20 protein-coding genes are annotated in these 25,429 nt (G+C 66.6%); 11 read left to right on the forward strand and 9 right to left on the reverse strand.

The annotated features are described in order from the left end of the window. Nucleotides 1-117 precede the first annotated feature (117 nt). Nucleotides 118-1,212: a LacI family DNA-binding transcriptional regulator gene (locus ACUTR7_RS02195; protein WP_012205586.1), complete on the forward strand. Its 1,095-nt coding sequence runs from the start codon at nt 118-120 to the stop codon at nt 1,210-1,212. A 36-nt stretch (nt 1,213-1,248) separates the two neighbouring features. On the opposite strand, the gene ACUTR7_RS02200 is transcribed toward ACUTR7_RS02195, so the two are convergent. From ACUTR7_RS02200 to scpA, 5 genes are all read right to left on the reverse strand, one after another. Further along, nucleotides 1,249-2,220, reverse strand: a complete 972-nt coding sequence (locus tag ACUTR7_RS02200) for a chemotaxis protein (RefSeq protein ID WP_445608002.1) — start codon at nt 2,218-2,220, stop codon at nt 1,249-1,251. A gap of 152 nt (nt 2,221-2,372) precedes the next feature. Further along, the gene (accC, locus tag ACUTR7_RS02205; protein WP_099750875.1) at nt 2,373-4,421 is read right to left on the reverse strand and encodes an acetyl-CoA carboxylase biotin carboxylase subunit; all 2,049 of its coding nucleotides are present in this window, start codon (nt 4,419-4,421) and stop codon (nt 2,373-2,375) included. Between the two features lie 48 nt (nt 4,422-4,469). Next, nucleotides 4,470-6,002 (reverse strand): acyl-CoA carboxylase subunit beta, encoded by a 1,533-nt coding sequence (locus ACUTR7_RS02210; RefSeq protein WP_012205581.1) that lies wholly within the window; start codon nt 6,000-6,002, stop codon nt 4,470-4,472. A gap of 56 nt (nt 6,003-6,058) precedes the next feature. After that, nucleotides 6,059-7,105: a methylmalonyl Co-A mutase-associated GTPase MeaB gene (gene meaB / locus ACUTR7_RS02215; protein WP_445608003.1), complete on the reverse strand. Its 1,047-nt coding sequence runs from the start codon at nt 7,103-7,105 to the stop codon at nt 6,059-6,061. A gap of 25 nt (nt 7,106-7,130) precedes the next feature. Next, the gene (scpA, locus tag ACUTR7_RS02220; RefSeq protein ID WP_013802440.1) at nt 7,131-9,308 is read right to left on the reverse strand and encodes a methylmalonyl-CoA mutase; all 2,178 of its coding nucleotides are present in this window, start codon (nt 9,306-9,308) and stop codon (nt 7,131-7,133) included. Nucleotides 9,309-9,422: 114 nt separating this feature from the next. Here scpA and ACUTR7_RS02225 point away from each other — a divergent pair, with 114 nt between their 5' ends. Both ACUTR7_RS02225 and ACUTR7_RS02230 read left to right on the forward strand, forming a co-directional pair. Further along, nucleotides 9,423-10,058, forward strand: a complete 636-nt coding sequence (locus ACUTR7_RS02225) for a GntR family transcriptional regulator (protein WP_012205578.1) — start codon at nt 9,423-9,425, stop codon at nt 10,056-10,058. Between the two features lie 276 nt (nt 10,059-10,334). Further along, nucleotides 10,335-12,278 carry an AMP-dependent synthetase/ligase gene (locus ACUTR7_RS02230; RefSeq protein WP_445608004.1) on the forward strand — a complete coding sequence of 648 codons (1,944 nt, stop codon included), beginning with the start codon at nt 10,335-10,337 and terminating at the stop codon, nt 12,276-12,278. 138 nt (nt 12,279-12,416) lie between these two features. Here ACUTR7_RS02230 and ACUTR7_RS02235 read toward each other — a convergent pair whose 3' ends face one another. The 4 genes from ACUTR7_RS02235 to ACUTR7_RS02250 form a co-directional block, all read right to left on the reverse strand. Beyond that, nucleotides 12,417-14,018 (reverse strand): methyl-accepting chemotaxis protein, encoded by a 1,602-nt coding sequence (locus ACUTR7_RS02235; RefSeq protein ID WP_099750877.1) that lies wholly within the window; start codon nt 14,016-14,018, stop codon nt 12,417-12,419. 281 nt (nt 14,019-14,299) lie between these two features. Beyond that, the gene (locus ACUTR7_RS02240) at nt 14,300-14,644 is read right to left on the reverse strand and encodes a FlxA-like family protein (protein WP_012205575.1); all 345 of its coding nucleotides are present in this window, start codon (nt 14,642-14,644) and stop codon (nt 14,300-14,302) included. Between the two features lie 63 nt (nt 14,645-14,707). Next, complete coding sequence (locus ACUTR7_RS02245; RefSeq protein ID WP_088164764.1) at nt 14,708-15,004, reverse strand: AzlD family protein; 297 nt, start codon at nt 15,002-15,004, stop codon at nt 14,708-14,710. Between the two features lie 3 nt (nt 15,005-15,007). After that, on the reverse strand, nt 15,008-15,745 hold the full coding sequence (locus tag ACUTR7_RS02250) for an AzlC family ABC transporter permease (RefSeq protein ID WP_013802443.1): 738 nt from the start codon (nt 15,743-15,745) through the stop codon (nt 15,008-15,010). Nucleotides 15,746-16,065: 320 nt separating this feature from the next. Here ACUTR7_RS02250 and ACUTR7_RS02255 point away from each other — a divergent pair, with 320 nt between their 5' ends. From ACUTR7_RS02255 to cycA, 8 genes are all read left to right on the forward strand, one after another. Then, the gene (locus ACUTR7_RS02255; RefSeq protein WP_043821957.1) at nt 16,066-16,380 is read left to right on the forward strand and encodes a DUF4148 domain-containing protein; all 315 of its coding nucleotides are present in this window, start codon (nt 16,066-16,068) and stop codon (nt 16,378-16,380) included. A 164-nt stretch (nt 16,381-16,544) separates the two neighbouring features. Next, entirely contained in the window at nt 16,545-17,081 is a 537-nt protein-coding gene (locus ACUTR7_RS02260; RefSeq protein WP_043821956.1) for a MarR family winged helix-turn-helix transcriptional regulator, read from the forward strand. Between the two features lie 70 nt (nt 17,082-17,151). Then, complete coding sequence (locus ACUTR7_RS02265) at nt 17,152-18,627, forward strand: efflux transporter outer membrane subunit (protein WP_445608005.1); 1,476 nt, start codon at nt 17,152-17,154, stop codon at nt 18,625-18,627. Nucleotides 18,628-18,759: 132 nt separating this feature from the next. Continuing rightward, the gene (locus ACUTR7_RS02270) at nt 18,760-20,121 is read left to right on the forward strand and encodes an HlyD family secretion protein (protein WP_445608006.1); all 1,362 of its coding nucleotides are present in this window, start codon (nt 18,760-18,762) and stop codon (nt 20,119-20,121) included. 45 nt (nt 20,122-20,166) lie between these two features. Beyond that, the gene (locus tag ACUTR7_RS02275) at nt 20,167-21,801 is read left to right on the forward strand and encodes a DHA2 family efflux MFS transporter permease subunit (protein ID WP_445608007.1); all 1,635 of its coding nucleotides are present in this window, start codon (nt 20,167-20,169) and stop codon (nt 21,799-21,801) included. 168 nt (nt 21,802-21,969) lie between these two features. Beyond that, nucleotides 21,970-23,061: an MBL fold metallo-hydrolase gene (locus tag ACUTR7_RS02280; protein WP_445608008.1), complete on the forward strand. Its 1,092-nt coding sequence runs from the start codon at nt 21,970-21,972 to the stop codon at nt 23,059-23,061. 110 nt (nt 23,062-23,171) lie between these two features. Next, nucleotides 23,172-23,582: a polyhydroxyalkanoate granule-associated phasin gene (locus tag ACUTR7_RS02285; RefSeq protein ID WP_016453442.1), complete on the forward strand. Its 411-nt coding sequence runs from the start codon at nt 23,172-23,174 to the stop codon at nt 23,580-23,582. 216 nt (nt 23,583-23,798) lie between these two features. Beyond that, entirely contained in the window at nt 23,799-25,247 is a 1,449-nt protein-coding gene (gene cycA / locus ACUTR7_RS02290; protein WP_180319568.1) for a D-serine/D-alanine/glycine transporter, read from the forward strand. Nucleotides 25,248-25,429: the final 182 nt, after the last annotated feature.

Consider the following 25,429-nt stretch of genomic DNA (forward strand, 5'->3'; position numbering starts at 1 on the left):
TTCGGTGTGCTTCAGAGGCCGTCGTCCGGGTTTACACGCAGGAGTGAGGGCCGTCGAATGATTGGGATAGCGCTATCATAATCTTCAACCCTCCCGCCCCCGACCTAGGACAATCCCTTGGCCCGTCAGATTCCGCCTGCCTCCCCAGAATCGCCCTCCGCCGATGTTTCCGGCCCGGCCCTGCCCGCCACGGGCCGCGCCCGCTCCTCGCGGGCCAGCGGGCGCATCACGCTCAGCGATGTGGCACAGGCCGCTGGCGTCAGCCCCATGACGGTCTCGCGCGCCCTGCGCGGCGAGCGCCGCGTGGACCCGGCCCTGGTCGAGAAAATCCGCACGGCCGCCGCGCAGATGGGCTACGTGCCCGACCCCGCCGCTCGCGCCCTGGCCTCGCAGAAAAGCGCCCAGGTGCTGGTGCTGGTGCCCATGCTGTCCAACACCTTGTTCGTGGACCTGATCGAGGCGGTTCACAAGGTGCTGTTCTCTGCGGGCTACCACGCGCTGATCGGCGTGACCCACTACGACCGGGCCGAAGAAGAACAGCTGCTGCGCACCTACCTGCCCATGCGCCCGGCCGGCCTGCTGCTCACGGGTTTTGACCGCAGCCCCGCTGCGCGTGAACTGGTGCAGGCCAGCAAGGTCCCCTGCGTGCACCTGATGGAACTGGGCGGCGAGCCTGGTGCGCCCAGCGTGGGCTTTTCGCAGGCCGAGGCCGGGGCCGCCATCACGCGGCACTTGATGGAGCGAGGACACAGGCGCATTGCCTTTTGCGCAGGCCAGCTCGATGCCCGCGTGATGCAGCGCGCTGCGGGCTACCGCCATGCCCTGCAGGCGGCGGGCCTGCATGACCCCGCCCTGGAACTGCTCTGGCCCCGCCCCACGTCGATGGCGCTGGGCGCCGAGCTGCTGGACGCGGCCCTGCGCCTGGACCCTGCCGTCGATGCCCTGTTCTTCTGCAACGACGACATCGCCCAGGGTGCGCTGCTGGAGGCTCTGCGCCGGGGGATACGCGTGCCCGAGCAGATCGCCATCGCAGGCTTCAACGACTTGCCCGGCAGCGACCAGATGGTGCCGCCGCTGACCACCATCCGCACGCCACGCGGCCATATCGGCACCGAAGGTGCGCGCATGCTGCTGCAGCTGATGCGTGGCGAGGCTGTGGAGCCGCCCAGCGTGGATCTGGGCTACGAACTGGTGGTGCGGCAGAGCAGTTGAAGCGAAGAGGGCTTTGTGCGCCCTCCTCCATGGCCATCAGCCCGGCAGCAGGCGGCGCAGGGTCTCGGCCAGATCCTCTGCCGCGAACTTGGCCACGTAGCCGTCCGCGCCAACGCTGCGCACATGGTCTTCGTTGGCAGATCCGGACAGCGAGGAATGGATGAGCACGGGAATGGAATGGAAGCGCGCGTCCTGCTTGATGTGGCGGGTGAGCGTGAAGCCGTCCATCTCGGGCATCTCCAGGTCGGTCAGCACCAGGGCGACCTTGTCGGCCACCGTCAGGCCCTCTGCGTGGGCACTGTCGGCGATGGCGTTGAGGCGGTCCCAGGCCTCCTTGCCGGACTTGAGCATTTCATACGGTGCCTGCAGGACCTTGAGCTCCTTCTCGATCAGCGAGCGCGCCACGAAGGAATCGTCGGCGGCCAGCACGATGGCGCCGGGCTTGAGCTTGAGCCTGGCGCCCACTTTTTCCGGCGTGATTTCCTGGGCGTCGGTGGGGGACACCAATTGCAGGATGGCCTCCACATCCAGCACCTGGGCCAGGCGCGAGTTGTCGGTGTCGCCATCCAGGCGGGCGATGCTGGTGACCAGCTTGCCGCCGGTGCTGCTGGCCTCGGCCGACAGCACCTGCTTCCAGTCCAGGCGCACGATGTCCTCGACGGACTCCACCGCGAATGCCTGGGTGGTGCGCGCATACTCGGTGACCAGCATGATGTTCAGGCCGGTCTGGGGCTTGCAGCCCATGATGGCGGGAAGATTCAGCACCGGGATCACCTGCCCGCGCAGGTTTGCCACCCCTAGCGAATGGGCCGTGCCCCCCGCGATGGGCGTGATGTGCGGCATGGCCACGATTTCGCGGACCTTGAACACATTGATCCCGAACAGCTCGGACTGGCCCAGGCCGGAGTCGCTGCCCAGCCGGAACAGCAGCAGCTCGAACTTGTTGTTGCTGGTGAGGTTGGTGCGCTCGTCGATCTCTCTTTGAGCTGCCTTGGAATTGAGGTTCATGCCGGTCCTGGAGAGTGACACATCTTTTTACAAATTCTAAAGCGAGCGCCTCGGATTTAGCAAAAATTTATTGCACCTGAGTCGGAACAGCAACGCCGGGCGGCCGGCGACATGCTTCATGCATGCCACCGCCCCGCCCCGCGGCGCAGGAATCACTCGAATTCCAGGATCACATCGTCCACCGCGAGCGAATCGCCCTTGGCTGCACTGATCTTGCCGACCACGCCGTCCTGCGAGGCGAACAGGATGTTCTCCATCTTCATCGCCTCGATCACCGCCAGCTTCTCACCGGCCTGCACCTTCTGGCCCGGCTGCACGGCCACGTCCACCAGCAGACCCGGCATGGGCGACAGCAGGAACCTGGACAGGTCCGGCGGCGCCTTGTAGGGCATGAGGCGGTGCAGTTCGCCGCCGCGCGGCGAGAGCACCAGGGCGTCGATCTGCGTGCCGTTGTGGATGACGCGCAGGGCCAGCGGGTTTCGGGCCGTGCCGCGCTCGACCTGGGCCGTGAAGGGCTTGCCGTTGCAGCTGCCCTGCACGCACATGGCACGCATGGGGGTTTCGCTGCGGAAGGTATAGGGCTTGCCATCCACCGTGACGGTGCTGGCGCGGCTTTCGGCGTCGAAGTCCGAGACCTGCACGGCGCGGTACTGGTGCTGGCCTTCGGCGCCCAGCACGACCACGCAGTAGTCGGCCGAGACCTTGAGCTCGTGCCCCCGCATCTGGCCGCTGATGGTGGCGGCGCGCGCGCGGTAGCGGCGGTTCATGTGGCCGGCCAGGGCGACCAGGAAGTCCGGATCGCCGTGGGGCACGTCCTCTGCGTGGAAGCCGTGGGAGTAATGCTCGGCGATGAAGCCGGTGTTGAAGTCGCCGCTCTTGAACTTGGGATGGGCCAGCAGCGCGGCCTGGAACGGGATGTTGGAGCTGATGCCCCGGATCACGAAGGCATTGAGCGCCTCGCGCATCTTGGCGATGGCGTCGTTGCGGTCGCTGCCGTGCACGATGAGCTTGGCGATCATCGAGTCGTAGAACATGGGGATCTCGCCGCCCTCATAGACGCCCGTATCCACGCGCACGCCGTGCAGGTGGCCGGTGTCGGCCTGCCACATGGTCTGCTCGGGCGGCGCAAAGCGCACCAGGCGGCCCGTGGAGGGCAGGAAGTTGCGGAACGGGTCCTCGGCGTTGATGCGGCACTCGATGGCCCAGCCATTGCGCTTGACGTCTTCCTGCGCGATGGCCAGCTTCTCGCCAGCGGCCACGCGGATCATCTGCTCGACCAGGTCCAGGCCGGTGATGCACTCGGTCACCGGGTGCTCCACCTGCAGGCGGGTGTTCATTTCCAGGAAGTAGAAATCCTGGTCCTTGCCGACCACGAACTCCACCGTGCCCGCGCTCTGGTAGCCCACGGCCTTGGCCAGGGCCACGGCCTGCTCTCCCATGGCGCGGCGCGTGGCGTCGCTGATGAAGGGGGACGGCGCCTCTTCGATCACCTTCTGGTGCCGGCGCTGGATGGAGCATTCGCGCTCGTTCAGGTAGATCACGTTGCCGTGGCCGTCGCCCAGCACCTGGATCTCGATGTGGCGCGGCTCCTGCACGAATTTCTCGATGAAGATGCGGTCGTCGCCAAAGCTGTTGCGTGCCTCGTTCTGGCAGCTGGCAAAGCCCTCGAAGGCTTCCTTGTCGTTATAGGCCACGCGCAGGCCCTTGCCGCCGCCGCCGGCGCTGGCCTTGATCATCACGGGGTAGCCAATGCCCTTGGCGATCTCCACGGCGGCCTCGGGGCCGGCAATGGGGTCGTTGTAGCCGGGAATGGTGCTCACGCCGGCCTTGTCGGCCAGCTTCTTGGAGGCGATCTTGTCGCCCATGGCCGCAATGGCCGCGTGCTTGGGGCCGATGAAGGTGATGCCCTCTTCCTCCACGCGCCGGGCGAAGGCCTCGTTCTCGGACAGGAAGCCGTAGCCCGGGTGCACGGCCTGGGCGCCGGTCTGCTTGCACGCGGCAATGATGCGGTCGGCCTGCAGGTAGGACTCGCGGCTGGGCGCGGCGCCGATGTGCACGGCCTCGTCGGCCAGCTTGACGTGGCGTGCCTCGCGGTCCGCATCGGAGTACACCGCCACGGTCTGTATGCCCATCTTGCGGGCGGTGGCGATGACGCGGCAGGCAATCTCGCCGCGGTTGGCAATCAGGATCTTCTTGAACATCTTCGCAGCCTGTTTTTTCTGGATTCGATCTTTGATATCAGGGCCTGGTCACAGAGGGATGTTTCCATGCTTGCGCCACGGATTTTCCAACTGCTTGTTCTTGAGCATCTGCAGCGAGCGGCAGATGCGCTTGCGCGTCTCATGCGGCTGGATCACATCGTCGATGAAGCCGCGCGCTCCTGCCACGAAGGGGTTGGCGAAACGGGCCTTGTACTCGGCCTCGCGCGCTGCCAGCTTGGCGGGGTCGTTCTTGTCCTCGCGGAAGATGATCTCCACGGCGCCCTTGGCGCCCATCACGGCGATCTCGGCATGGGGCCAGGCCAGGTTGACGTCGCCGCGCAGGTGCTTGGAGGCCATCACGTCATAGGCGCCGCCGTAGGCCTTGCGCGTGATGACGGTGATCTTGGGCACCGTGGCCTCGGCATAGGCGTACAGCAGCTTGGCGCCGTGCTTGATGATGCCGCCGTACTCCTGGCTGGTGCCGGGCATGAAGCCGGGCACGTCCACGAAGGTGACCACGGGGATGTTGAAGGCATCGCAGAAACGCACGAAGCGCGCGGCCTTGATGGAGCTCTTGATGTCCAGGCAGCCGGCCAGCACCAGGGGCTGGTTGGCGACGATGCCCACGGTCTGGCCGTCCATGCGCGCAAAGCCGGTGATGATGTTCCTGGCGTAGTCGGGCTGCAGCTCGAAGAAGTCGCCATCGTCCACGGTCTTGAGGATCAGCTCCTTCATGTCGTAGGGCTTGTTTGCGTTGTCGGGCACCAGGGTGTCCAGCGACTTGTCGGCGCGGTCCACGGGGTCCGAGGTGTAGCGCACGGGCGCCTTCTCGCGGTTGTTCAGCGGCAGGTAGTTGTAGAGGCGGCGCAGCATCATCAGCGCCTCCACGTCGTTGTCGAAGGCCATGTCGGCCACGCCGCTGCGCGTGGTGTGGGTGATGGCGCCGCCCAGCTCCTCGGCCGTGACCTCCTCGTGCGTCACGGTCTTCACGACTTCGGGGCCGGTGACGAACATGTAGCTGCTGTCCTTGACCATGAAGATGAAGTCCGTCATGGCCGGCGAATACACGGCGCCGCCCGCGCAGGGCCCCATGATCATGGAGATCTGCGGCACCACGCCGCTGGCCAGCACGTTCTTCTGGAACACGTCGGCATAGCCGCCCAGCGAGGCCACGCCTTCCTGGATGCGGGCGCCGCCCGAGTCGTTGAGGCCGATCACGGGGGCGCCGACCTTCATGGCCTGGTCCATGATCTTGCAGATTTTCTCGGCATGGGTCTCGGACAGCGCGCCGCCGAAGACGGTGAAGTCCTGGCTGAAGACGAAGACCAGGCGGCCGTTGATCATGCCGTAGCCGGTGACCACGCCGTCGCCGGGGATCTTGCTGTTTTCCATGCCGAAGTCGGTGCAGCGGTGCTCGACGAACATGTCCCATTCCTCGAAGGTGCCGTCGTCCAGCAGCAGCTCGATGCGCTCTCGCGCCGTGAGCTTGCCCTTCTTGTGCTGTGCGTCTATGCGCTTTTGGCCGCCACCCAGGCGGGCCTGTTCGCGCTTTGTCTCCAGTTGATCCAGGATGTCTTGCATGCTGCGATTCCTCTAACGTCTAACGGTACGGGTTGCTGGTGTTGTCTTGTCTGCGGTCACTGCGGCGCTGCGGCGGGTGCCGTCGCTGGCGCTGAAGGCGGCGCCATTGCGGGCCCGGCCTGCGCTTGCAGCAGATTTCTAGCGGCGGTGCTGGCCGCGATCCGCCCTGCTGCCACGTCGGCCTGCAGTTGGGGCAGCAGCGCCCGCACCTGCGGATGCTGCCGGAAGGCCTGCTTGAGGCCGGAGTCGATGCGCTCCCACATCCAGGACAGGGCCTGGCGTTCGCGGCGCAGCGCCAGGCGGCCGTTGGCCTGCTGCAGGCGGCGGAATTCCTCCACCGCGCTCCAGAAGCCGTCAACGCCCTCTTGCTTGAGCGCGCTGATGGTGATGACTCTGGGCTGCCACAGCCGCTCGTCGTGGTGGGCGTGCTCGGGGTTGCCGTGCATGCCCAGCAGGCGCAGGCTGGAGGTGATCTGGGCCTGGGCGCGCGTGGCGGCATGGGGATCGATGTCGGCCTTGTTGATGACGACCAGGTCGGCCAGCTCCATCACGCCCTTCTTGATGGCCTGCAGGTCATCGCCCGCATTGGGCAGTTGCAGCAGGCAGAACATGTCGCACATGCCCTGAACGGCGATCTCGCTCTGGCCCACGCCCACGGTCTCGACGATGACCACATCGTAGCCAGCCGCCTCGCAGACCAGCATGGCCTCGCGGGTTTTCTCGGCCACGCCGCCCAGGGTGCCGCTGCTGGGGCTGGGGCGGATGTAGGCATCCAGGTTGACGGACAGATGCTCCATGCGCGTCTTGTCGCCGAGGATGGAGCCGCCCGACACGGTGGACGATGGGTCGATGGCCAGCACCGCCACGCGAAGGCCGCGCGCAATCAGGAACAGGCCCAGCGTCTCGATGAAGGTGCTCTTGCCCACGCCCGGCACGCCGCTGATGCCCAGGCGGAAAGACCCGCCCGTATGCGGCAGCAGGGCCGTGAGCAGCACATCGGCCGCCGCACGGTGGTCGGCGCGCGTGGATTCCAGCAGGGTGATGGCCTTGGCCATGGCCCGGCGCTGAACGGCGGGGTTGCCGTTCAGGATGCCGTCTTGCATTTGCTCGGGAGTCACTGCGGCGGGCTCAGAGGCTGTTGGCCTGGCGGATCTGTTCGAGCACATCCTTGGCGCTGGCCGGTATGGGTGTGCCCGGACCATAGACGCCCTTGACGCCGGCGTTGTAGAGGAAGTCGTAGTCCTGCGCGGGAATCACGCCGCCCACGAAGACGATGATGTCGTCCGCGCCCTGGCGGCGCAGCTCCTCGATGATGGCCGGCACCAGGGTCTTGTGGCCGGCCGCCAGCGTGGACACGCCCACGGCGTGCACGTCGTTCTCGATGGCCTGGCGCGCGCATTCCTCGGGCGTCTGGAACAGCGGGCCCATGTCCACGTCGAAGCCCAGGTCGGCAAAGGCCGTGGCCACCACCTTGGCGCCGCGGTCATGGCCGTCTTGGCCGAGCTTGGCGATCATCACACGCGGGCGTCGGCCCAGTTGCTCGGACGATGCGTCGATCTCGCCCTTAAGCTTTTCCCAGCCCTCGGCCGAGTCGTAGGCTGCTGCATACACGCCGGTCACCTTCTGCGTATCGGCGCGGTGGCGCCCGAAAACCTTCTCCAGTGCATCCGAGACCTCGCCCACCGTGGCACGCAGGCGCACGGCCTGGATGGCCAGGTCCAGCAGGTTGCCCTCGCCGCTTTCGGCGGCCTGGGTCAGCGCCTGCAGGGCGGCCTCGACCTTGGCTGCATCGCGGCTGGCCTTGATCTGGTTCAGGCGTGCGATCTGGCTGTCGCGCACCTTGACGTTGTCCACCTCGAGGATGTCGATGGGATCTTCCTTGGCCAGCTTGTACTTGTTGACGCCAACGATGACATCCTTGCCCGAGTCGATGCGCGCCTGCTTCTCGGCGGCGGCGGCCTCGATCTTGAGCTTGGCCCAGCCCGAATCCACGGCGGCCGTCATGCCGCCCATGGCCTCGACCTCCTCGATGATCTTCCAGGCGGCGTCGGCCATGTCCTGGGTCAGCTTCTCCATCATGTAGCTGCCGGCCCAGGGATCGATCACATTGGTGATGTGGGTCTCTTCCTGGATGATCAACTGCGTGTTGCGCGCAATGCGGGCCGAGAACTCGGTGGGCAGCGCGATGGCTTCGTCAAAGCTGTTGGTGTGCAGGCTCTGCGTGCCGCCGAAGACGGCGGCCATGGCCTCGATGGTGGTGCGCACCACGTTGTTGTAGGGGTCCTGCTCGGTGAGCGACCAGCCGGAGGTCTGGCAGTGCGTGCGCAGCATCAGGCTCTTGGCCTTCTTGGCGCCGAAGCCCTTCATGATGCGGCACCACAGCAGGCGGGCCGCGCGCATCTTGGCGATCTCCAGGTAGAAATTCATGCCGATGGCCCAGAAGAAGGACAGCCGGCCCGCGAAATCGTCCACATCCATGCCCTTGGCCGTGGCGGTCTTGACGTACTCCTTGCCGTCGGCCAGCGTGAAGGCCAGTTCCAGCGCCTGGTTGGCGCCCGCCTCCTGCATGTGGTAGCCCGAGATCGAGATCGAGTTGAACTTGGGCATGTTCCTGCTCGTGTACTCGATGATGTCGCCGATGATGCGCATCGACGGCTGGGGCGGGTAGATATAGGTGTTGCGGACCATGAACTCCTTGAGGATGTCGTTCTGTATGGTCCCCGACAGCTGGTCCTGGGCCACGCCCTGCTCCTCGGCCGCCACCACGTAGCCGGCCAGCACGGGCAGCACCGCGCCGTTCATGGTCATGGACACGCTGATCTTGTCCAGCGGGATCTGGTCGAACAGCACCTTCATGTCCTCGACCGAATCGATGGCCACGCCGGCCTTGCCCACGTCGCCCGTCACACGCGGATGGTCGCTGTCGTAGCCCCGGTGCGTGGCCAGGTCGAAGGCCACCGACACGCCCTGCCCGCCGGCGGCCAGCGCCTTGCGGTAGAAGGCGTTGGACTCCTCGGCCGTGGAAAAGCCGGCGTACTGGCGAATGGTCCAGGGCCGGCCCGCGTACATGGTGGCCTGCGGACCGCGGATGTAGGGCTCGAAGCCTGGCAGGCTATCCGTATGGGGCAGGTTGGCCGTGTCTGCCGCCGTGTACAGCGGCTTGACGTCGATGCCGTCGGGCGTGGTCCAGTGCAGTGCCTGGATGTCGCCCCCGGGAGCGGCCTTGGCGGCCGCCTGGGCCCATTTCTGCAGGTCGGCAGTTGCGAATTCCTGGCCGTTCTGCGCTGTCGGATGGTCTTGTCTCATGTTCTCAGGCTCGTGAATGACAGGTGCCCTTGAGGGCATGCCCCAGAGCTGCCGCAGTTTACATCATTCATAATTATTCATTCAAAATATCTTTGCCGATACAATCCGGGCCACATGTCGACAAACACCCTCACTCCCCGCGCTCTCTACGAACAGGTTGCAGAGAAGCTGCGCCTGCGCATCTTCGAGCACGAGCTGGCGCCCGGTGACTGGATCGACGAACTGAAGATTGCCGAGGAATACGGCATCAGCCGCACCCCGCTGCGCGAGGCCCTGAAGGTGCTGGCCGCCGAGGGCCTGGTCACCATGAAGGTGCGCCGTGGCGCCTATGTGACCGAGGTGTCGTCCAAGGACATTGCCGATGTCTACCACCTGCTGAGCCTGCTGGAATCCGATGCCGTTCAGGTGGTGGCCGAATCGGGCAGCGACGAAGAGCTTGCCGCCCTGCAGCAGACCCACGAGGAACTCAAGGCGCAGACGCGCGATGCAGACCGCTTCTTCGAACTCAACGAAAGCTTTCACATGCAGCTGCTGCAGATTGCCGACAACCGCTGGCGCAACCAGCTGGTGGCCGATCTGCGCAAGGTGATGAAGCTCAACCGCCACAAGTCGCTGTTCAAGCAGGGCCGCATCGAGGATTCGCTGGCCGAGCACGAGACCGTCATGCAGGCCCTGCTGCGCCGCGATGGCGCTGCAGCGGCCCAGGCCATGCGTCAGCATTTTCAGAACGGCCTGGCTGCGGCGTCCTGAAGCCTGCCGTTCGGCGCTCTTGCGCAGCCGGCACCATCTGGCGCGGCCATGACGCGCAGGCGGCCGCCCCGTCTGGAATCGGGCCCGGTGTGCAACGGTGGCGACGTAGGCAGACATGCGGCTCCTGGTTGGTTTCAGAGTGGACACACGAAAACGCTGCAGTGCAGCATAAACGCGTGCGCCGCACCCGCTCATGTCCGAAGCTGACGCCAGGGCCTGCGGAAAGCCCCGGCTATCATCGGCGGCTACATCCACTTCGGCCTGCACCCTCCTCGCATGAGCATCCAAGACCCAGCCCGCGCCCCTTCCCTGGCCATGAGCCTGCCAGCCGATGCCAGCATGGCCACGGCCTCCACCCTGGTGGAAATGCTGGCCCTGCGCGTTCAGCAGACGCCCGCAGGCGAGGCCTACCGGGCCTATGACGAGGATGCGCGCAGCTGGAAGACGCTGAACTGGGCACAGGCCGGCGAGCGCGTGGCCCTCTGGGCGCAGGCGCTGGCCGCGCAGGAGCTGCCGGCAGGATCGCGCATCGCCATCCTGCTGCCCAACGGTCTGGACGCCATGTCCATCGACCTGGCCAGCCTGCGCTGCGGCCATGTGCCCGTGCCGCTGCACGCCATAGACAACGCGGGCAGCATTGCCTACATCCTGGCCAACGCCCAGGTGTCCATGCTGTTCGTGGCACAGCAATCCACTTGGGACAAGATCTGCGCCACGGGCCAGGCCCTGCCTGCGCTGCGCAAGGTGGTCGTGGCGTCGGCCAAGCCGGCTTCCCGGGCCGCAGAGCCTGAAGCCGAAGGCGATGCCGCCGTCCTGGAGGCCCTGCGCCAGATCCCGGTGCAGCCGCTGGCCCAATGGCTCGCTGAAGGCGGCGCAGTCCCCCTGCCCCCGCCTCCCTCTGCCGAGGACCTGGCCGCCGTCGTCTATACCTCGGGCACCACGGGCAAGCCCAAGGGCGTGATGCTCACGCACCGCAACGTGGTCTCCAACGTGCAGGCGGTGATGCAGCGGCTGCAGCCGCGCAGCGACGATGTTTTCCTCTCCTTCCTGCCGCTGTCGCACACCTTCGAGCGCACGGCTGGCTACTACCTGGCGCTGGCCGTGGGCGCCTGCGTGGCCTATGCGCGTTCTGTGGCCCAGCTGGCCGAGGATCTCAAGACCCAGCGCCCCACGGTGCTGGTGTCCGTGCCGCGCATCTACGAGCGCGTGCACGCCAAGGTCATGGAGACGCTGGCCCGTGCACCGCTCAAGGCCCAGCTGTTCGAGCTGGCCCAGGCCAGGGGCTGGCAGCGCTTTTGTGAAACACAAGGCATTGCCGATGCGCAAGCGCCCCAGCCCGACGTGCCGGGCTGGATGCAATGGCTGCCCTGGCCGGTGCTCAACCACCTGGTGGCCAAGCCGCTGCTGGCCCAGTTCGGTGGCCGCGTGCGCGTGGCCGTCAGTGGCGGCGCGCCGCTGTCACCGACGATTGCGCGCTGTTTTCTCGGCCTGGGCCTGCCGCTGATCCAGGGCTATGGAATGACGGAAACCTCACCCGTGGTCTGTGCCAACACGCTGGAGGACAACCACCCCGCCACCGTGGGCCACGCCTTGCCCGGCGTGGAGGTGCGGATTGGCGAGAACCGGGAGCTGCAGGTGCGTGGCCCCTGCGTGATGCGCGGCTATTGGGAGCGCCCCGAAGACACCGCCAAGACCTTCACAGACGACGGCTGGCTGCGCACGGGCGACCAGGCGGTGATCGAGGACGGGCGCGTGCGCATACAGGGACGCATCAAGGAAATCATCGTCACCTCCACCGGCGAAAAGATTCCACCGGCCGACCTGGAGCTGGCCATTACCGGCGACCCGTTCTTCACCCAGGTCTTTGTCGTGGGCGAAGACCGCCCTTTCATCGCCGCCGTGGCCGTGATCGAACGCGGCGAATGGCAGGCCATGGCCCAGCGCCTGGGCCTGGATCCCGAAGACCCCAAGAGCCTGAACCACTCCGCCGCCGAACGCGAGGCACTGGCACGCATCGAAAAGCAGGTGGCCAGCTTTGCCCGCTATGCCGTGCCACGCGCCGTGCATCTGGAGCTGGAGCCCTGGACCATAGAAAACGGGCTGATGACGCCTACTCTCAAGCTCAAGCGCAACAACCTCATGACGCGGTTCGAGTCGCAGATCGCCGCCATGTACAGCAAGCCTGCCGAGCGCTGGCAAGGCCGCAACAGCGCGGGTTGACCCCCTGTTCCTGACAAGCAGCCGCCGCTCAAAACTGCGGCTTTTTCTATTTTTGATATCGATTGAATTTATGTAAGTTACATTGAATTGATCAAAAGAAAGGAAGAGCGCACTGCGCACGCTCTTCCCGGGTCTGCATCAAGCAGCTGCCAATGTCAGGCTGGGGCTCGCCATGCCGATCTCCTTCGCCGAGCTGATCTGGAACGTGGCCACCGCCTGTGCCAGCACCCGCGCCTGCCGTTCCAGGCTGGCTGCAGCGGCTGCCGACTCTTCCACCAAGGCGGCATTCTGTTGCGTGACCTGGTCCATCTGGGAGACGGCCTGGGTGATCTGCCCAAGGCCACCGCTTTGCTCCACGCTGGAGGCAGAGATGGCCTCGATCAGCGACGCCACCTCGCTCACCTGGGCTTCAATGGCATCCATGGCCTTGCCTGCTTCCCGAACCTGGTTGCCGCCTGTCCGTACCTTGTCGGTGGATGCCGTGATCAGTGCCTTGATCTCCCGCGCCGCTGCGGCGCTGCGCTGGGCCAGGGAGCGCACTTCCCCGGCCACCACGGCAAAGCCCCTGCCCTGCTCGCCTGCCCGCGCGGCCTCCACCGCTGCATTGAGCGCCAGGATATTGGTCTGGAAGGCAATGGAGTCGATCACGCCCGTGATCTCGGCAATCTTTCCACTGCTGGCCGAGATTTCGTCCATGGTGCCGATGACCCTGGCGACCGCGCCGCCGCCCACGCCGGCCACCTCCTTGGCACGCACGGCCAGGGCGCTGGCCTGCCGCGCGTTCTCGGAGCTCTGGCCCACGTTGCCGGCCAGTTGCTCCATCGATGCCGCCGTTTCCTGCAGGCTGGAGGCCTGGTGCTCGGTGCGGCTGCTCAAATCCTGGTTGCCGGCAGCGATCTGGCTGGAGGCCGTGGTCACCGACTCCACGCCGCGCCGCACATCGCCAACGATGTTTGCCAGCGACTCGCGCATGGCACTCATGGAGCGCAGCAAGTCGCCGACCTCGTCACGCCCAGTGGCCTGGATTTCCGAAGCCAAGTCGCCCTGCTCGATGTGCCGGGCCACTTCCACGGCCGACTTCAAGGGCACCGTGATGGAGCGCGTGACCATGTAGCCCAGGGCCACGGCCAGGATGACGGCAGCCGCCACAAAACCGTAGATCAGCATCTGCGACCGTGCGAAAACCTCCCTGGAGTCCCCATAGACATCCTCCGACGTCTTGAGCTGCAGCTCGACCAGCTCGCCGATCTTGGCGCTGATGGGATCGATGCTGGCATACAGCGCGCCGTCGAACTCATCCAGGCTGCCGGCCTTCTTGCCGTCCAGCTGCTTGAGGCGCTGCAGCAGTTTGTCGATGCTCTGATTGGCCGGCGCGAAAAGTGCCTGGGCCTGCTTGGCCAGCACGGCCTCCTGCGCTGTGAGCTGGGTGGACGAGTAGCTGCGCCAGGCGGCCTCGATCGCGGGCAGCGTGCCCGAGATGCTGGCCGATGCCTCCTGCGCCGTGATCAGGCCCGCATTGGCTTTATTGACCGTGTCTATGACGTTGACGGCATAGGCATCCGCAATCTGCTTGAGCTGCTTGAGTGGAACCACACGGTCCTGGTACAGGGTCTCCGTGCCCGAAAACACATGGCCCAGCGCCCTTGCGCCGACGCCCCCTACGGCCATCAGGCAGACCAGCAGGACAAGAAAGACGGCTGTAAGCCGGGTACCGATACGCACATCGCTGAGTTTTTTCATCGCAGAACCTCTGGCCCAGTGCTGCCGTCGGTATAGGCCATCGCTATCGCATCCAGGCAGTCACATTAGTTGCCTTATCGGTAGCGGTGGCCGATTTCTTGAGAGACAAAACTCAATAAGTTCCGCGAGATGTGTAAAGACACCCGCCACAGTGCGGATGCCCCGCCCCTGCCCTCAACCCCGTTGCCAGGCCAACCTATCCAAGGCACGGCCAATTCATTCATGTAAGTTACATCAAGATCATCAAAAAAATGGCCCATGAAAGAACGAGCCATTTCCATTCAGACGTAGACGTCGACCACGCCACCCAGTCCGGGCGCCTTGTTGCTCTTCGGCTGGGACGGCGACTTGGCTTCGGCCGCCTGCTGCTGCTCGCGCTGCTTGTCGATCTGGGCCTGCTGCCTGGCGCGCATGAGCGCCTCGATCTGGCTTTGCACCATCATGATCTGCGACTGCAGCAGCTTGGCCTTCGTCTGCTTGGCCTTGGCGTCGATGTTCTCGGAAGACACTTCCTTGAGCGCCTGCTGCAGCTCCTTGAGCTTGCGCTGCAACGCAACGATGTCATTGCCGCCGGAGGATGAAGCGGCTCCCGAGGCGGAAGCCGATGTGGAGGATGAGACTTGCATGCCCCGTACATCGACCACCGGCGCACGAACTGAAGGCCAAAAACACCGCTGCCCCGCCCGCAATCACCCCAGCACATGCCGCAGCGCTCCCGCCGATGCAATGCCGATCAGCACCGTCGGCAGAATGGGCAGCCGGCTCGCGGCCACCATCGTCACCACCAGGGCCAGCAGATCGGCCGGCCGCTCGGACACAAACGCCGGGGCAATCACCGAGATCAGCACGCAGCCCGGCAGGCTTTCCATCACGTACTGCATGCGCGGGCTCAGCGTGCGCCCGCGCAGCAGCAGGTAGCCGATCACCCGCGTGAAATACGTGCTGCACGCCATGAGCACCAGCGTCAGCAAGGTTGTGGCTTCCATCGCTCAGCTCCTGGGCGCCAGCAAGGCCGCGCAGACCAGGCCAGAGACGGCGCCGGCCGCCACATACCAGGCGCCAGGCACCAGCTTGTAGACCAGGGCCGCCGTCAGCAGGCTCACCAGCCAGGGCCGGCAAGGCCTGACGCCCTTCCACATGCCGCGCAGCAGCACCAGAAACACGGCGGTGAACGCCATGTCGAAGCCGTACTGCTCCAGGTCGCCAATGCGCGGCCCCAGAAAGGCACCGGCCGCCGTGCACGACACCCAGGCCATGTACAGGCCTGCCGACACGCCCATGTAGTAAGGCAGGCTCACGCGCCGGGCGGCACTGCGCTGCGCGTCTGCCAGGGCCAGCGCCCAGCTTTCGTCGCACATGAAGAACAGGGCCGGCAGCGCACGGCGCCTGGGCAGATGGCGCAGATAGGGCGCCAGCGCCGCACCCATAAGGATGTGCCGGCAATTGACCAGGAAGGACATGGCGACGATCAGCAGCACATGCGGCGGCGAAGTCCACAGCCGTATGGCCGTGAACTCCGAGCCGCCGCCGAAGTTCATCCCGGTCATGAGAGGAACCTCCAGCGGTGCCAGCCCCTTTTGCACGGCCTGGGCGCCCAGCACCAGGGCAAAGGGCACGAAGCCCAGCATCACGGGAATCGCATCCCTGAAGCCGCGAAAGGCCTCGGAACTGCGGGAGACGGAATCTGCCGAAACGGCAGCGGGGGAAAGTGGAATGGATGAAGACATGGAGAGCGGCGATTGTCGGCCTGCGCCGCTGGAATTTGCTGCCGATTCATGCTTCCACCAGCCATTTCACAGCTGTTTATGCCGATTTATTCGATTAACTTGAAATTATCTGCTGCACAAGTGCCGCACAAGCGCCGCTCAACCCATTTCCATGGCTGGCGGCGCTCCTCGGACGGCCGCGCCTGCCCTCCTGACATTTCACGAAACCCAACAGCCATTGGCTCCCGCCATGCTGCAGTGCGTCGCAAACGGCTGTGCCGGCCAGGGCGGCGGCGGGACCATGAAGCCCTCATCACTTCGCTTCACCTGAAAGGTTCCCCATGCGCACTTCCGACTTCACCCGCTTCATCGCCCTGGCCGCCCTCAGCCTGGGCCTGGCCGGCACCGCCCTCGCCCAGGACGCCGCGCCCTCCTCCACCGCTGCCCCCACCGACCTCAGCCGCGCCCAGGTGCTGGCCGACCTGGAAATGTGGCACCGCGCCGGACTCACCTATCTCTCGGACCGCGAGATCGATGTCCGCTCCACCGAATACCAGCGCGGCCTGGAGCGCTACCAGCAGCTGCGCGCCAGCCCCGCCTACCGGGAGGCGGTAGCAAGGCTGGAGAAGGGACATGCGGTGGCCCAGGACAAGTGAGCTTGAAGGCGGCCGGTGGCGGATCTGAGGAGCTGAAAGCCACCGGCGGGTCTGGATAACCCTGATCCCGTCCCCGGCACCCTCGCGTCACACGGTCAACCGGTGTTTCTGCAATAATTGCCGCAACAATCATTGCGCAGTCAATTATTTCACCCGCAGACACCATGACCCAGCCTCCCCTGCCCAACGGCCTGCAGCCCTCGGACTTCTACAGCCCAGGCAGCTACACGCCCTTCGAGAGCGTGGGGTTCCTCATGCGCAAGGTGCTCAGTTCCATCCTCCAGCAGGCCGATGCGCAGTTGGCCGAGCATGAGCTGACCTATGTGCAGTGGCTGCCGCTGTACAAGCTGCTGCTGTGCAGCGATGCCACGAATGCCGGCATGGCGCGTGACCTGGGGCTGGATCCGGCCTCCATCACGCGGGCGCTGGACCGGCTCGAATCCAAGGGCATGCTGCGGCGCGAGCGCTCCACGGTGGACCGGCGCGTGGTCAAGCTGGTGCTGACCGATGAAGGCCGCGCCATGGCGGCCAAGGTGCCGCAGGTGCTGTCCAGCGTGATGAATGCCCATATGGCCGGCTTCAGCCATGACGAGTCGCGCCAGCTGCTGGACATGCTGCGCCGCCTGCTGGCCAACGGCGATGCGATGCGCGCGCCGGAAGCTGCTCCGCCGGCCCCTGCGCCTGCCACGCCTGTCGACTGACAGCGCCAGCCCCCTTTTTCCGCCCCTGTTTCCGATTTCCTGATTTTTGACCCCCAACAGGCAGACCACCATGCCCAAATCCTTTGTTTCCGTGTCCGCTGCGCCCCGCCGCGTAGCCGCCGCAGCGGCCACCCTGTGCGCCGCGCTGGCCCTGGCCGGTTGTGCTTCTCAGGGCCCGGCCCATGAGCCGCTGGCCCGGCTGGGCGCCGCCGAACTGGGTCTGACGGCCCAGTCCGAGACAGGCGCCAATACCAGCCTGCCCGCCGCCGATTGGTGGAAGTCCCTGGGCGATGCCCAGCTGGATGCGCTGATCGCCCAGGCGCTGCAGGGCAGCCCCAGCCTGGCCATGAGCCGCGCCCGCTTCGACAAGGCTGCCGCCCTGGCCACGGCCACCAGCACGGCCACCGATGTGCGCGGCACGCTCGGCGTCGACGCCACGCGCCAGCACTACAGCGCCAACGGCCTGGTGCCCGCACCCATTGCCGGCCATACCTACAACACCGGCAACCTGCAGGCCGGCCTGAGCTGGACACCGGATTTCTTTGGCCGCCATGCCGCCGACCTGCAGGCCGCCCTGGGCCAGGCCCGTGCCGCCCAGGCCGACAGTGCCGCCGCCGCCAACCAGCTCGCCGCCCAGGTGGCGCGCAGCTATGTGGCGCTGGCTCGCCTGATTGCCCAAAAGGATGTGGCTGGCCGCACGCTGACCCAGCGCCAGTCGCTGCTGGACCTGAGCCAGCAGCGCACGCGCGCCGGGCTGGACAGCCAGGTGGAGCTGACCCAGGCCCAGGCCGGCCTGCCCGATGCCGGTACCCAGATCGAAATGCTGGACGAGCAGATCACGCTGGCGCGCCGCACCATCGCCGTGCTCTGCGGGCAGGCGCCCGAGGCGCAGCTGCAGCTGTCGCCCCGTCTGGCCGCGCTGCAGATCCAGGCCATGCCCGGCCAGTTGGGTGCCGACCTGCTGGGCCGCCGCCCCGATGTGGTGGCCGCGCGCTGGCGCGTGGAGTCCGCAACGCAGGGCATAGAGAGCGCGCGGGCGGATTTCTATCCCGATATCAATCTCACGGCCTTCATCGGCCTCAATGCCATCGGCCTGGACAACCTGTTCAAGGGCAGCTCGCGCCAGATGGGCATCACGCCCGCGCTGCGCCTGCCCCTGTTCGACGGCAAGCGCCTGCGCGCCCAGTTGCGCGGCACGCAGGCCGACCTGGACACCGCCATTGCCCAGTACAACGGCGTGGTGCTCGATGCGGTCAAGGAAGCGGGCGACGCCATCACTTCCGTGCAATCGCTGGCGCGCCAACAGCAGCTGCAGGCCGAGTCGCTGGAGAAGGCCGAACGCGCCTACGACTTTGCCGTGCAGCGCTACAAGGCGGGCCTTGCCAGCCAGGTGACGGTGCTGAACACCGAAACCCAGGTGATCACCCAGCGCCGCCTGGACGTGGACCTGCGCGCCCGCGCGCTGGACACGCGCGTGTCGCTGATGAAGGCGCTGGGCGGCGGCTGGACCGATGGCACGGCTGCCGTGCAGGTCAGCCAGCACTGAGATAGCAACCCGCACAGGAATCCACCGCACTCTTGACCCTCCACCGGGCAGACCGCCAGCCAGCGTGACAGACCGCCAGCTCCCTGCCCCGGCCGCAAAACCACATTCACAGATAACAAAGCGCCGTACACCATGACCGACACCAACAAGCAAGCACCCAGCCCTGCCGCCGCACCGGCCGCAGCCTCGCCCGTGGCCAATCCGCAGGGCCGCCGCAAGGGCCTGACCCTCATCGCCGCCGCCGTCGCGGTGGCCGCCGTCGCCTGGGGCGGCTGGCACTGGATGGTGGCCCGCAACTACCAGACCACGGACAACGCCTATGTGGCGGGCAACGTGGTGCAGATCACGCCGCAGATCGGCGGCACGGTGATCAGCATCGGCGCCGACGACACCGACTACGTCAAGCCCGGCCAGCTGCTGGTGCAGCTGGACTCGGCCGATGCCCTGGTTGCCCTGTCCCAAGCCGAGTCGCAACTGGCCCAGACCGTGCGCCAGGTGCGCACGCTGTATGCCAACAACGCGCCCCTGGTGGCCCAGGTGGCCCAGCGCGAGGCAGACCTGGCCCGGCTGCAGGCCGATGCCGCCCGCGCCCGCGAGGACGTGGACCGCCGCCGCCCGCTTTTGGCCACCGGCGCCGTGGGCAAGGAAGAGTTCGACCACGCCCAGTCCCTGGCCCGCACGGCAGGCAACGCCGCCTCTGCAGCAGAAGCCGCCGTGCGCGCCGCCAAGGCACAGCTGACCGCTGCCGAAGCCCAGACCAAGGGCAGCAGCGCCGAAGAGCACCCCAGCGTGATCGCCGCTTCCGCCAAGGTGCGCGAGGCCTATCTGGCGCTGCAGCGCACGCGCCTGGTCTCGCCCGTGGAAGGCTATGTGGCCAAGCGCGGCGTGCAACTGGGCCAGCGCGTGGCCTCGGGCGCGCCGCTGATGACGGTGGTGGGCCTGCACAACCTCTGGGTGGATGCCAACTTCAAGGAAAGCCAGCTGGCCCAGCTGCGCATAGGCCAGAAGACCGAACTGACGGCCGATGTCTACGGCGACAAGATCAGCTACCACGGCACCGTGGTGGGCATGGGCGCAGGAACCGGCGCGGCCTTCTCTCTGCTGCCCGCGCAAAACGCTACCGGCAACTGGATCAAGGTGGTGCAGCGCGTGCCTGTGCGCATTGCCCTGTCGCCGGAAGACCTGGCCCAGCACCCGCTGCGCGTGGGCCTGTCCATGGAAGTCAAGGTGGACGTGCGCGACCAGCAGGGCGAAGTGCTGGCAACCGCCACGCGCAATGCCCCCGTGGCCCAGACCTCCATCTACGACATGGCATTGCCCCAGGCGGAGGAACGCATCGCCCACATCGTGGCGGGCCAGAACGTGGCACCGCTCAAGCAATTGCCCGAGCTGCCGCCCGTCGCCATGGCCGATGCGCAAGACAGGGCACAGGGCAAGGCGCCAGCCGCAGTGGCCTCCGCGCCGGTTGACGCGCAGACCACGCAGTCCAAGTAAGCAGGCATCGCTTCCCCGCCTTCCCAGAACCTACGCGGACTGCCTATGACTTCATCTACCACCGCCGTGCCGGAGCCGGCGCAGCCGGGTGGGCCGACCGTGCCGCCTGCCGCGCCACCCTCGGCACCGCCTGCCATGCCCGCACGGCCCGCACCGCTCAAGGGCGCCCAGCTGGCCCTGGGCACGCTGGCCCTGTCGCTGGCCACCTTCATGAACGTGCTGGACTCGTCCATTGCCAACGTCGCCATTCCGGCGATCTCGGGCGACGTGGGCGTCAGCCCCAGCCAGGGCACCTGGGTGATCACCAGCTTTGGCGTGGCCAACGCCATCTCGGTGCCGCTCACGGGCTGGCTCACGCAGCGCTTCGGCGCCGTGCGCCTGTTCAGCATGAGCGTGCTGCTGTTCGTGCTGACCTCCTGGCTGTGCGGCTTTGCCTCGTCGCTGGAGATGCTGGTGCTGTTCCGCGTGCTCCAGGGCCTGGTCGCCGGGCCCATGATCCCGCTGTCGCAGACACTGCTGCTGTCCAGCTACCCGCCGGCCAAGGCCGGGGTGGCGCTGGCGCTGTGGGGGATGACCACCCTGGTGGCGCCCGTGGTCGGGCCACTGCTGGGGGGCTGGATCACGGACAACATCTCCTGGCCCTGGATCTTCTACATCAACGTGCCCGTGGGCCTGCTGTCGGCCCTGATGACCTGGAGCATCTACCGCAGCCGCGAGACCCCCACGCGCAAGCTGCCCATCGATTCCGTGGGCCTGGCCCTGCTGGTGCTGTGGGTGGGCGCGCTGCAGCTGATGCTGGACAAGGGCAAGGAGCTGGACTGGTTCGCCTCGGGCGAGATCGTCACGCTGTGCGTGCTGGCCATCGTGAGCTTCGTGGTCTTCCTGGTCTGGGAGCTGACGGATGCGCACCCGGTGGTGGACCTGCGCCTGTTCATGCGCCGCAATTTCGCGGCGGGCTCGGTGGCGCTGTCGATTGCCTACGGCCTGTTCTTCGGCAACGTGGTGCTGCTGCCGCTGTGGCTGCAGCAGTGGATGGGCTATACCTCCACCACGGCCGGCATGGCGCTGGCGCCGGTGGGCATCTTCGCCATCATCCTGACGCCGCTGGTGGGCCGCAAGGTCACGCAGTGGGACCCGCGCAAGATGGCCACGGGCGCCTTCGTCGTGTTCGCCCTGGTGCTGTGGATGCGCTCGCGCTTCACGGTGGAGACGGACTTCATGCACATCCTGGTGCCCACGCTGATCCAGGGCGGGGCCATGGCTTTCTTCTTCATCCCGCTGACGACGATCACGCTGTCGGGCATCTCGCCGGACCGTATCCCGGCCGCCGCCGGCCTGAGCAACTTCGTGCGCATCACGGCGGGGGCCATGGGCACCTCCATCGCCACCACGCTGTGGGAAAACCGCGCCGCGCTGCACCATGCCCATCTGACCGAAGGGCTGATCCAGGGCCAAGGCGTGTTCGGCGTCACCCTGCAGGGGCTGCAGGCTGCGGGTCTCAGCCAAGCGCAGGCGCTGGCCCAGATCAACCGGCTCATCGACCAGCAGGCCTACACGCGGGCGGCGGACGACATCTTCCTGGCATCGTCCGTGCTGTTCCTGGTGCTGATCGTGCTGATCTGGATGACCAGGCGCCCTGCGGGCCATGCCGGTGGTGCCGAGGCGGCCGGCGCCCATTGAGGCCCAGCTTGCGGCCATCACGACAAGGAGCTGCCTGCAGGGGCAGCTCCTTTTTTGTTTACATGACGACACGCAAGGCGCCTTGAATCGGGCCGCCAAGACCACCATCTCGACAGGGCTGCGCCACCGGTTCCATGATGGCGGCGGCCTGAACACCGACGGAGCACCGTGAAAACACCCCGCATCTTCCGCGCCCCGATTGCCGACTACGCCCAATCACCCCAGTCGGCGGGCGGGCGCTTTCGCAACGTCCATCCCCGCCCCGCCAACGCGCCCCAGCCCGACGCCAAGGTGATGTGGGACTTCTTCTTCAACAAGCCCAAGGACACCGAGCCTGCCGCGCCCCTGCCCGTGCAGCGGCTCACCCCGGCCGACCTGGCCGCCGCGCCCGAGCGCAGCCTGTACCGCCTGGGCCACTCCACGCTGCTGATGAAACTGCGCGGCGGCTGGTGGATCACCGACCCGGTGTTTGCCGAGCGCGCCTCGCCCTTTTCCTTCATCGGCCCCAAGCGCTTTCATGCGCCGCCCATCGCCCTGCATGAACTGCCCGCGCTGCGCGGCGTGGTGCTCTCGCACGACCACTACGACCATCTGGACCGTGCCACCATCCGCGCCCTGGCGCCCCGGGTCGACTTCTTCCTGTGCACGCTGGGCGTGGGCGACCGGCTCATGGCCTGGGGCGTGGCCCCCGAGAAGGTGCGCCAGTTCGACTGGTGGCAGGACGTGCAGGTGGACGGCCTGCGCTTCACGGCCACGCCGGCCCAGCATTTCTCGGGCCGGGGCCTGCGCGACGGCAACCGCACGCTGTGGGCGTCCTGGGTCATCGAGGACCTGGCAAGCGCCGACACGCTGCGTGTCTTCTTCAGCGGCGACGGCGGCTATTTCGACGGCTTTGCGGAAATCGGCCGGCGCTTCGGCCCCTTCGACCTCACGCTGATGGAGACCGGCGCCTACGACCCGCACTGGCCCTATGTCCACATGCACCCGGCCCAGACCGTGCAGGCCCACCGCGACCTGGGCGGACGCTGGCTGCTGCCCATTCACAACGGCACCTTCAGCCTGGCCATGCATGCCTGGTGGGACCCCTTCGAGCGCGTGCTGGCCCTGGGCGCCGAGCACGGCATTGCCGTGGCCACGCCCATGATGGGCGAGCGCGTGGACCTGGCCGCCCCCCATGCAGGCGAGCGCTGGTGGCGCGCCCTGGTATCTGAGGTCACGCAGGACGGAGCCGCGCCGGCACCCCGGCCCCAGCCGCGATAAACGCGTTTTTGCTGCATTGCGTCATCGGCCTACGCGGGCCGGCATGCATCTGGCTAAAGTGGAACCGGCAAGTGGATCTGGCAGGTGGATCCAGAGCTTCAGGAGCGCACATGGCAAACCGCAAATCTTCCAAGGCTGCTTCGGTGGCCCGTCAGGCCACCGATCTGGCCATTGCCGCGCCGCAGGTGGTGGCGCACAGGCTCACCCGCATGGCGCTGGCCGGGGCCAATCCCTCCGCACGGGACCGGCGCGAATTCACGCGCATGGTGTCCGAGAAACAGACAGCCTTCCACCAATCCTGGGCCGCCATGGGCCTGCAGTCCATGGTTGCCAGCCAGGCCCTGATGCAGGCCTGGATGCGCATGTGGTGGATGCCCTGGAGCGCCTCCACCTGGAATGGGGGCGCACTGGCATCGCAGGCCTCGCAATGGAGCAACGCCATGTGGGGCGTGGTGGGCAAGGGCATGGCGCCCGTGCACCGCACTGCAGTGGCCAACGCCCGGCGCCTGGCGCGCGGCTGATCCACCCATATCAAACCCGCTTCATTGACTGGAGCGGCACGGCGCGGCAGGGCTGATGCGGGGGCGAGGTTCGGGTATCCTCGCGGCCTTCGTTCCGTTTTGCTGCGCTGCCGCATTTCCAGGCATGGACTCCATGCAGAGACTGAAAACACGGCCGCGGCAGGCGGATTTCCCCCTTTCTGCCATCGCTTTGCCAGTCTTCCCCGGAGTTCTCTGATGACACACAAGGCCCCGCCAACCGGCCAGGGCCTGCACGGTCAAGACGACCTGCAGCGCAATCTCACCAACCGCCATATCCAGCTCATCGCCATCGGCGGGGCCATAGGCACGGGCCTGTTCATGGGCTCGGGCAAGACCATCAGCCTGGCCGGCCCGTCCATCATCTTTGTCTACACCATCATCGGCGTGATGCTGTTCTTCGTGATGCGGGCCATGGGCGAGCTGCTGCTGTCCAACCTGCAGTACCGCTCCTTCATCGACTTCTCGTCCGACCTGCTCGGCCCCTGGGCCGGCTTCTTCACGGGCTGGACGTACTGGTTCTGCTGGATCGTCACGGGCATTGCCGATGTGATTGCCATATCGGCCTACTCCCAGTTCTGGTTCCCGGACCTGCCGCAGTGGGCACCGGCCATCGCCTGCGTGGGCCTGCTGCTGGGCCTGAACCTGCTGACGGTGAAGCTGTTCGGGGAGATCGAGTTCTGGTTCGCCATGATCAAGATTGTGGCCATCGTGGCCCTGGTGGGCACGGGGCTGTACATGGTGGGTGCCGCCTTCGTCTCGCCTGCGGGCCGCACGGCCAGCCTGTCCAACCTCTGGAATGACGGCGGCATGTTCCCCAACGGGATGATGGGCTTCTTCGCGGGCTTCCAGATCGCGGTGTTCGCCTTCGTGGGCATCGAGCTGGTGGGCACCACGGCGGCCGAGGCCAAGGACCCCGAGCGCACGCTGCCGCGCGCCATCAATTCGATTCCCGTGCGCATCATCGTTTTCTACGTGCTGGCCCTGATCGCCATCATGGCCGTCACCCCCTGGCGCGACGTGGTGCCCGGCAAGAGCCCTTTCGTGGAGCTGTTCGTGCTCGCAGGCCTGCCGGCCGCCGCAGGCGTGATCAATTTCGTGGTGCTCACCTCGGCCGCCTCGTCGGCCAACAGCGGCGTGTTCTCCACCAGCCGCATGCTCTACGGCCTGGCGCTCAAGGGCGATGCGCCCCGGGCCTTCCACCGGCTGTCGCGCAGCAGCGTGCCCTCGCGCGGGCTGCTGTTTTCCTGCACCTGCCTACTGGCCGGCGCGTTTCTGATGTGGGTGGTGCCCGATCTGGTGGAAGCCTTCACGCTGGTGACCACGGTATCGGCCATCCTGTTCATGTTCGTGTGGTCGCTGATCCTGCTGTCCTATATCGCCTACCGGCGCCAGCGCGCGGCCTTGCATGAGGCTTCGCGCTACAAGATGCCCGGCGGCGTGGCCATGTGCTGGGCCTGCCTGGTGTTCTTTGCCGCCATCCTGGGCCTGCTCACCCTGCAGGCCGACACGCGCCAGGCGCTGGTGGTGACGCCGGCCTGGTTTGCCCTGCTGGCCATCGCCTACCAGTTCGTGCGCCGCCAGGCATCGCGCCAGTCGGCGGAGCGCTCCACCGCCCTTGCAGGCACGGCAGCCGAACCGCGCTGACCCTCTTCCGGCCGCCCCCCTGCGCATGGGGGCGGCCATTGCAGGGTGCCTTTGGCGCCCGCGCTCCCTCTTCGTCCCCTTCTGCGCTCCCCTTCTGCGCCTCCGCGGCCCCTCTTGCCGCGCACCAAACTTGTGCACAGCATCTTTGGCCTGTCCAGCAGTTAGATAACGAGTGAACAAAA

It is taken from the genome of Delftia sp. NA_296.1, assembly GCF_052692095.1.

What these genes read in the sequence shown, in the direction of transcription:
- ACUTR7_RS02230 (WP_445608004.1), top strand. Translation starts at nt 10,335, where the DNA reads ATGAGCATCCAAGACCCAGCCCGCGCCCCTTCCCTGGCCATGAGCCTG.
- ACUTR7_RS02200 (WP_445608002.1), bottom strand. Translation starts at nt 2,220, where the DNA reads ATGAACCTCAATTCCAAGGCAGCTCAAAGAGAGATCGACGAGCGCACC.
- scpA (WP_013802440.1), bottom strand. Translation starts at nt 9,308, where the DNA reads ATGAGACAAGACCATCCGACAGCGCAGAACGGCCAGGAATTCGCAACT.
- ACUTR7_RS02225 (WP_012205578.1), top strand. Translation starts at nt 9,423, where the DNA reads ATGTCGACAAACACCCTCACTCCCCGCGCTCTCTACGAACAGGTTGCA.
- cycA (WP_180319568.1), top strand. Translation starts at nt 23,799, where the DNA reads ATGACACACAAGGCCCCGCCAACCGGCCAGGGCCTGCACGGTCAAGAC.
- ACUTR7_RS02270 (WP_445608006.1), top strand. Translation starts at nt 18,760, where the DNA reads ATGACCGACACCAACAAGCAAGCACCCAGCCCTGCCGCCGCACCGGCC.
- ACUTR7_RS02245 (WP_088164764.1), bottom strand. Translation starts at nt 15,004, where the DNA reads ATGGAAGCCACAACCTTGCTGACGCTGGTGCTCATGGCGTGCAGCACG.
- meaB (WP_445608003.1), bottom strand. Translation starts at nt 7,105, where the DNA reads ATGCAAGACGGCATCCTGAACGGCAACCCCGCCGTTCAGCGCCGGGCC.
- ACUTR7_RS02265 (WP_445608005.1), top strand. Translation starts at nt 17,152, where the DNA reads ATGCCCAAATCCTTTGTTTCCGTGTCCGCTGCGCCCCGCCGCGTAGCC.
- ACUTR7_RS02250 (WP_013802443.1), bottom strand. Translation starts at nt 15,745, where the DNA reads ATGTCTTCATCCATTCCACTTTCCCCCGCTGCCGTTTCGGCAGATTCC.
- ACUTR7_RS02255 (WP_043821957.1), top strand. Translation starts at nt 16,066, where the DNA reads ATGCGCACTTCCGACTTCACCCGCTTCATCGCCCTGGCCGCCCTCAGC.
- ACUTR7_RS02235 (WP_099750877.1), bottom strand. Translation starts at nt 14,018, where the DNA reads ATGAAAAAACTCAGCGATGTGCGTATCGGTACCCGGCTTACAGCCGTC.
- ACUTR7_RS02240 (WP_012205575.1), bottom strand. Translation starts at nt 14,644, where the DNA reads ATGCAAGTCTCATCCTCCACATCGGCTTCCGCCTCGGGAGCCGCTTCA.
- accC (WP_099750875.1), bottom strand. Translation starts at nt 4,421, where the DNA reads ATGTTCAAGAAGATCCTGATTGCCAACCGCGGCGAGATTGCCTGCCGC.
- ACUTR7_RS02275 (WP_445608007.1), top strand. Translation starts at nt 20,167, where the DNA reads ATGACTTCATCTACCACCGCCGTGCCGGAGCCGGCGCAGCCGGGTGGG.
- ACUTR7_RS02260 (WP_043821956.1), top strand. Translation starts at nt 16,545, where the DNA reads ATGACCCAGCCTCCCCTGCCCAACGGCCTGCAGCCCTCGGACTTCTAC.
- ACUTR7_RS02210 (WP_012205581.1), bottom strand. Translation starts at nt 6,002, where the DNA reads ATGCAAGACATCCTGGATCAACTGGAGACAAAGCGCGAACAGGCCCGC.
- ACUTR7_RS02285 (WP_016453442.1), top strand. Translation starts at nt 23,172, where the DNA reads ATGGCAAACCGCAAATCTTCCAAGGCTGCTTCGGTGGCCCGTCAGGCC.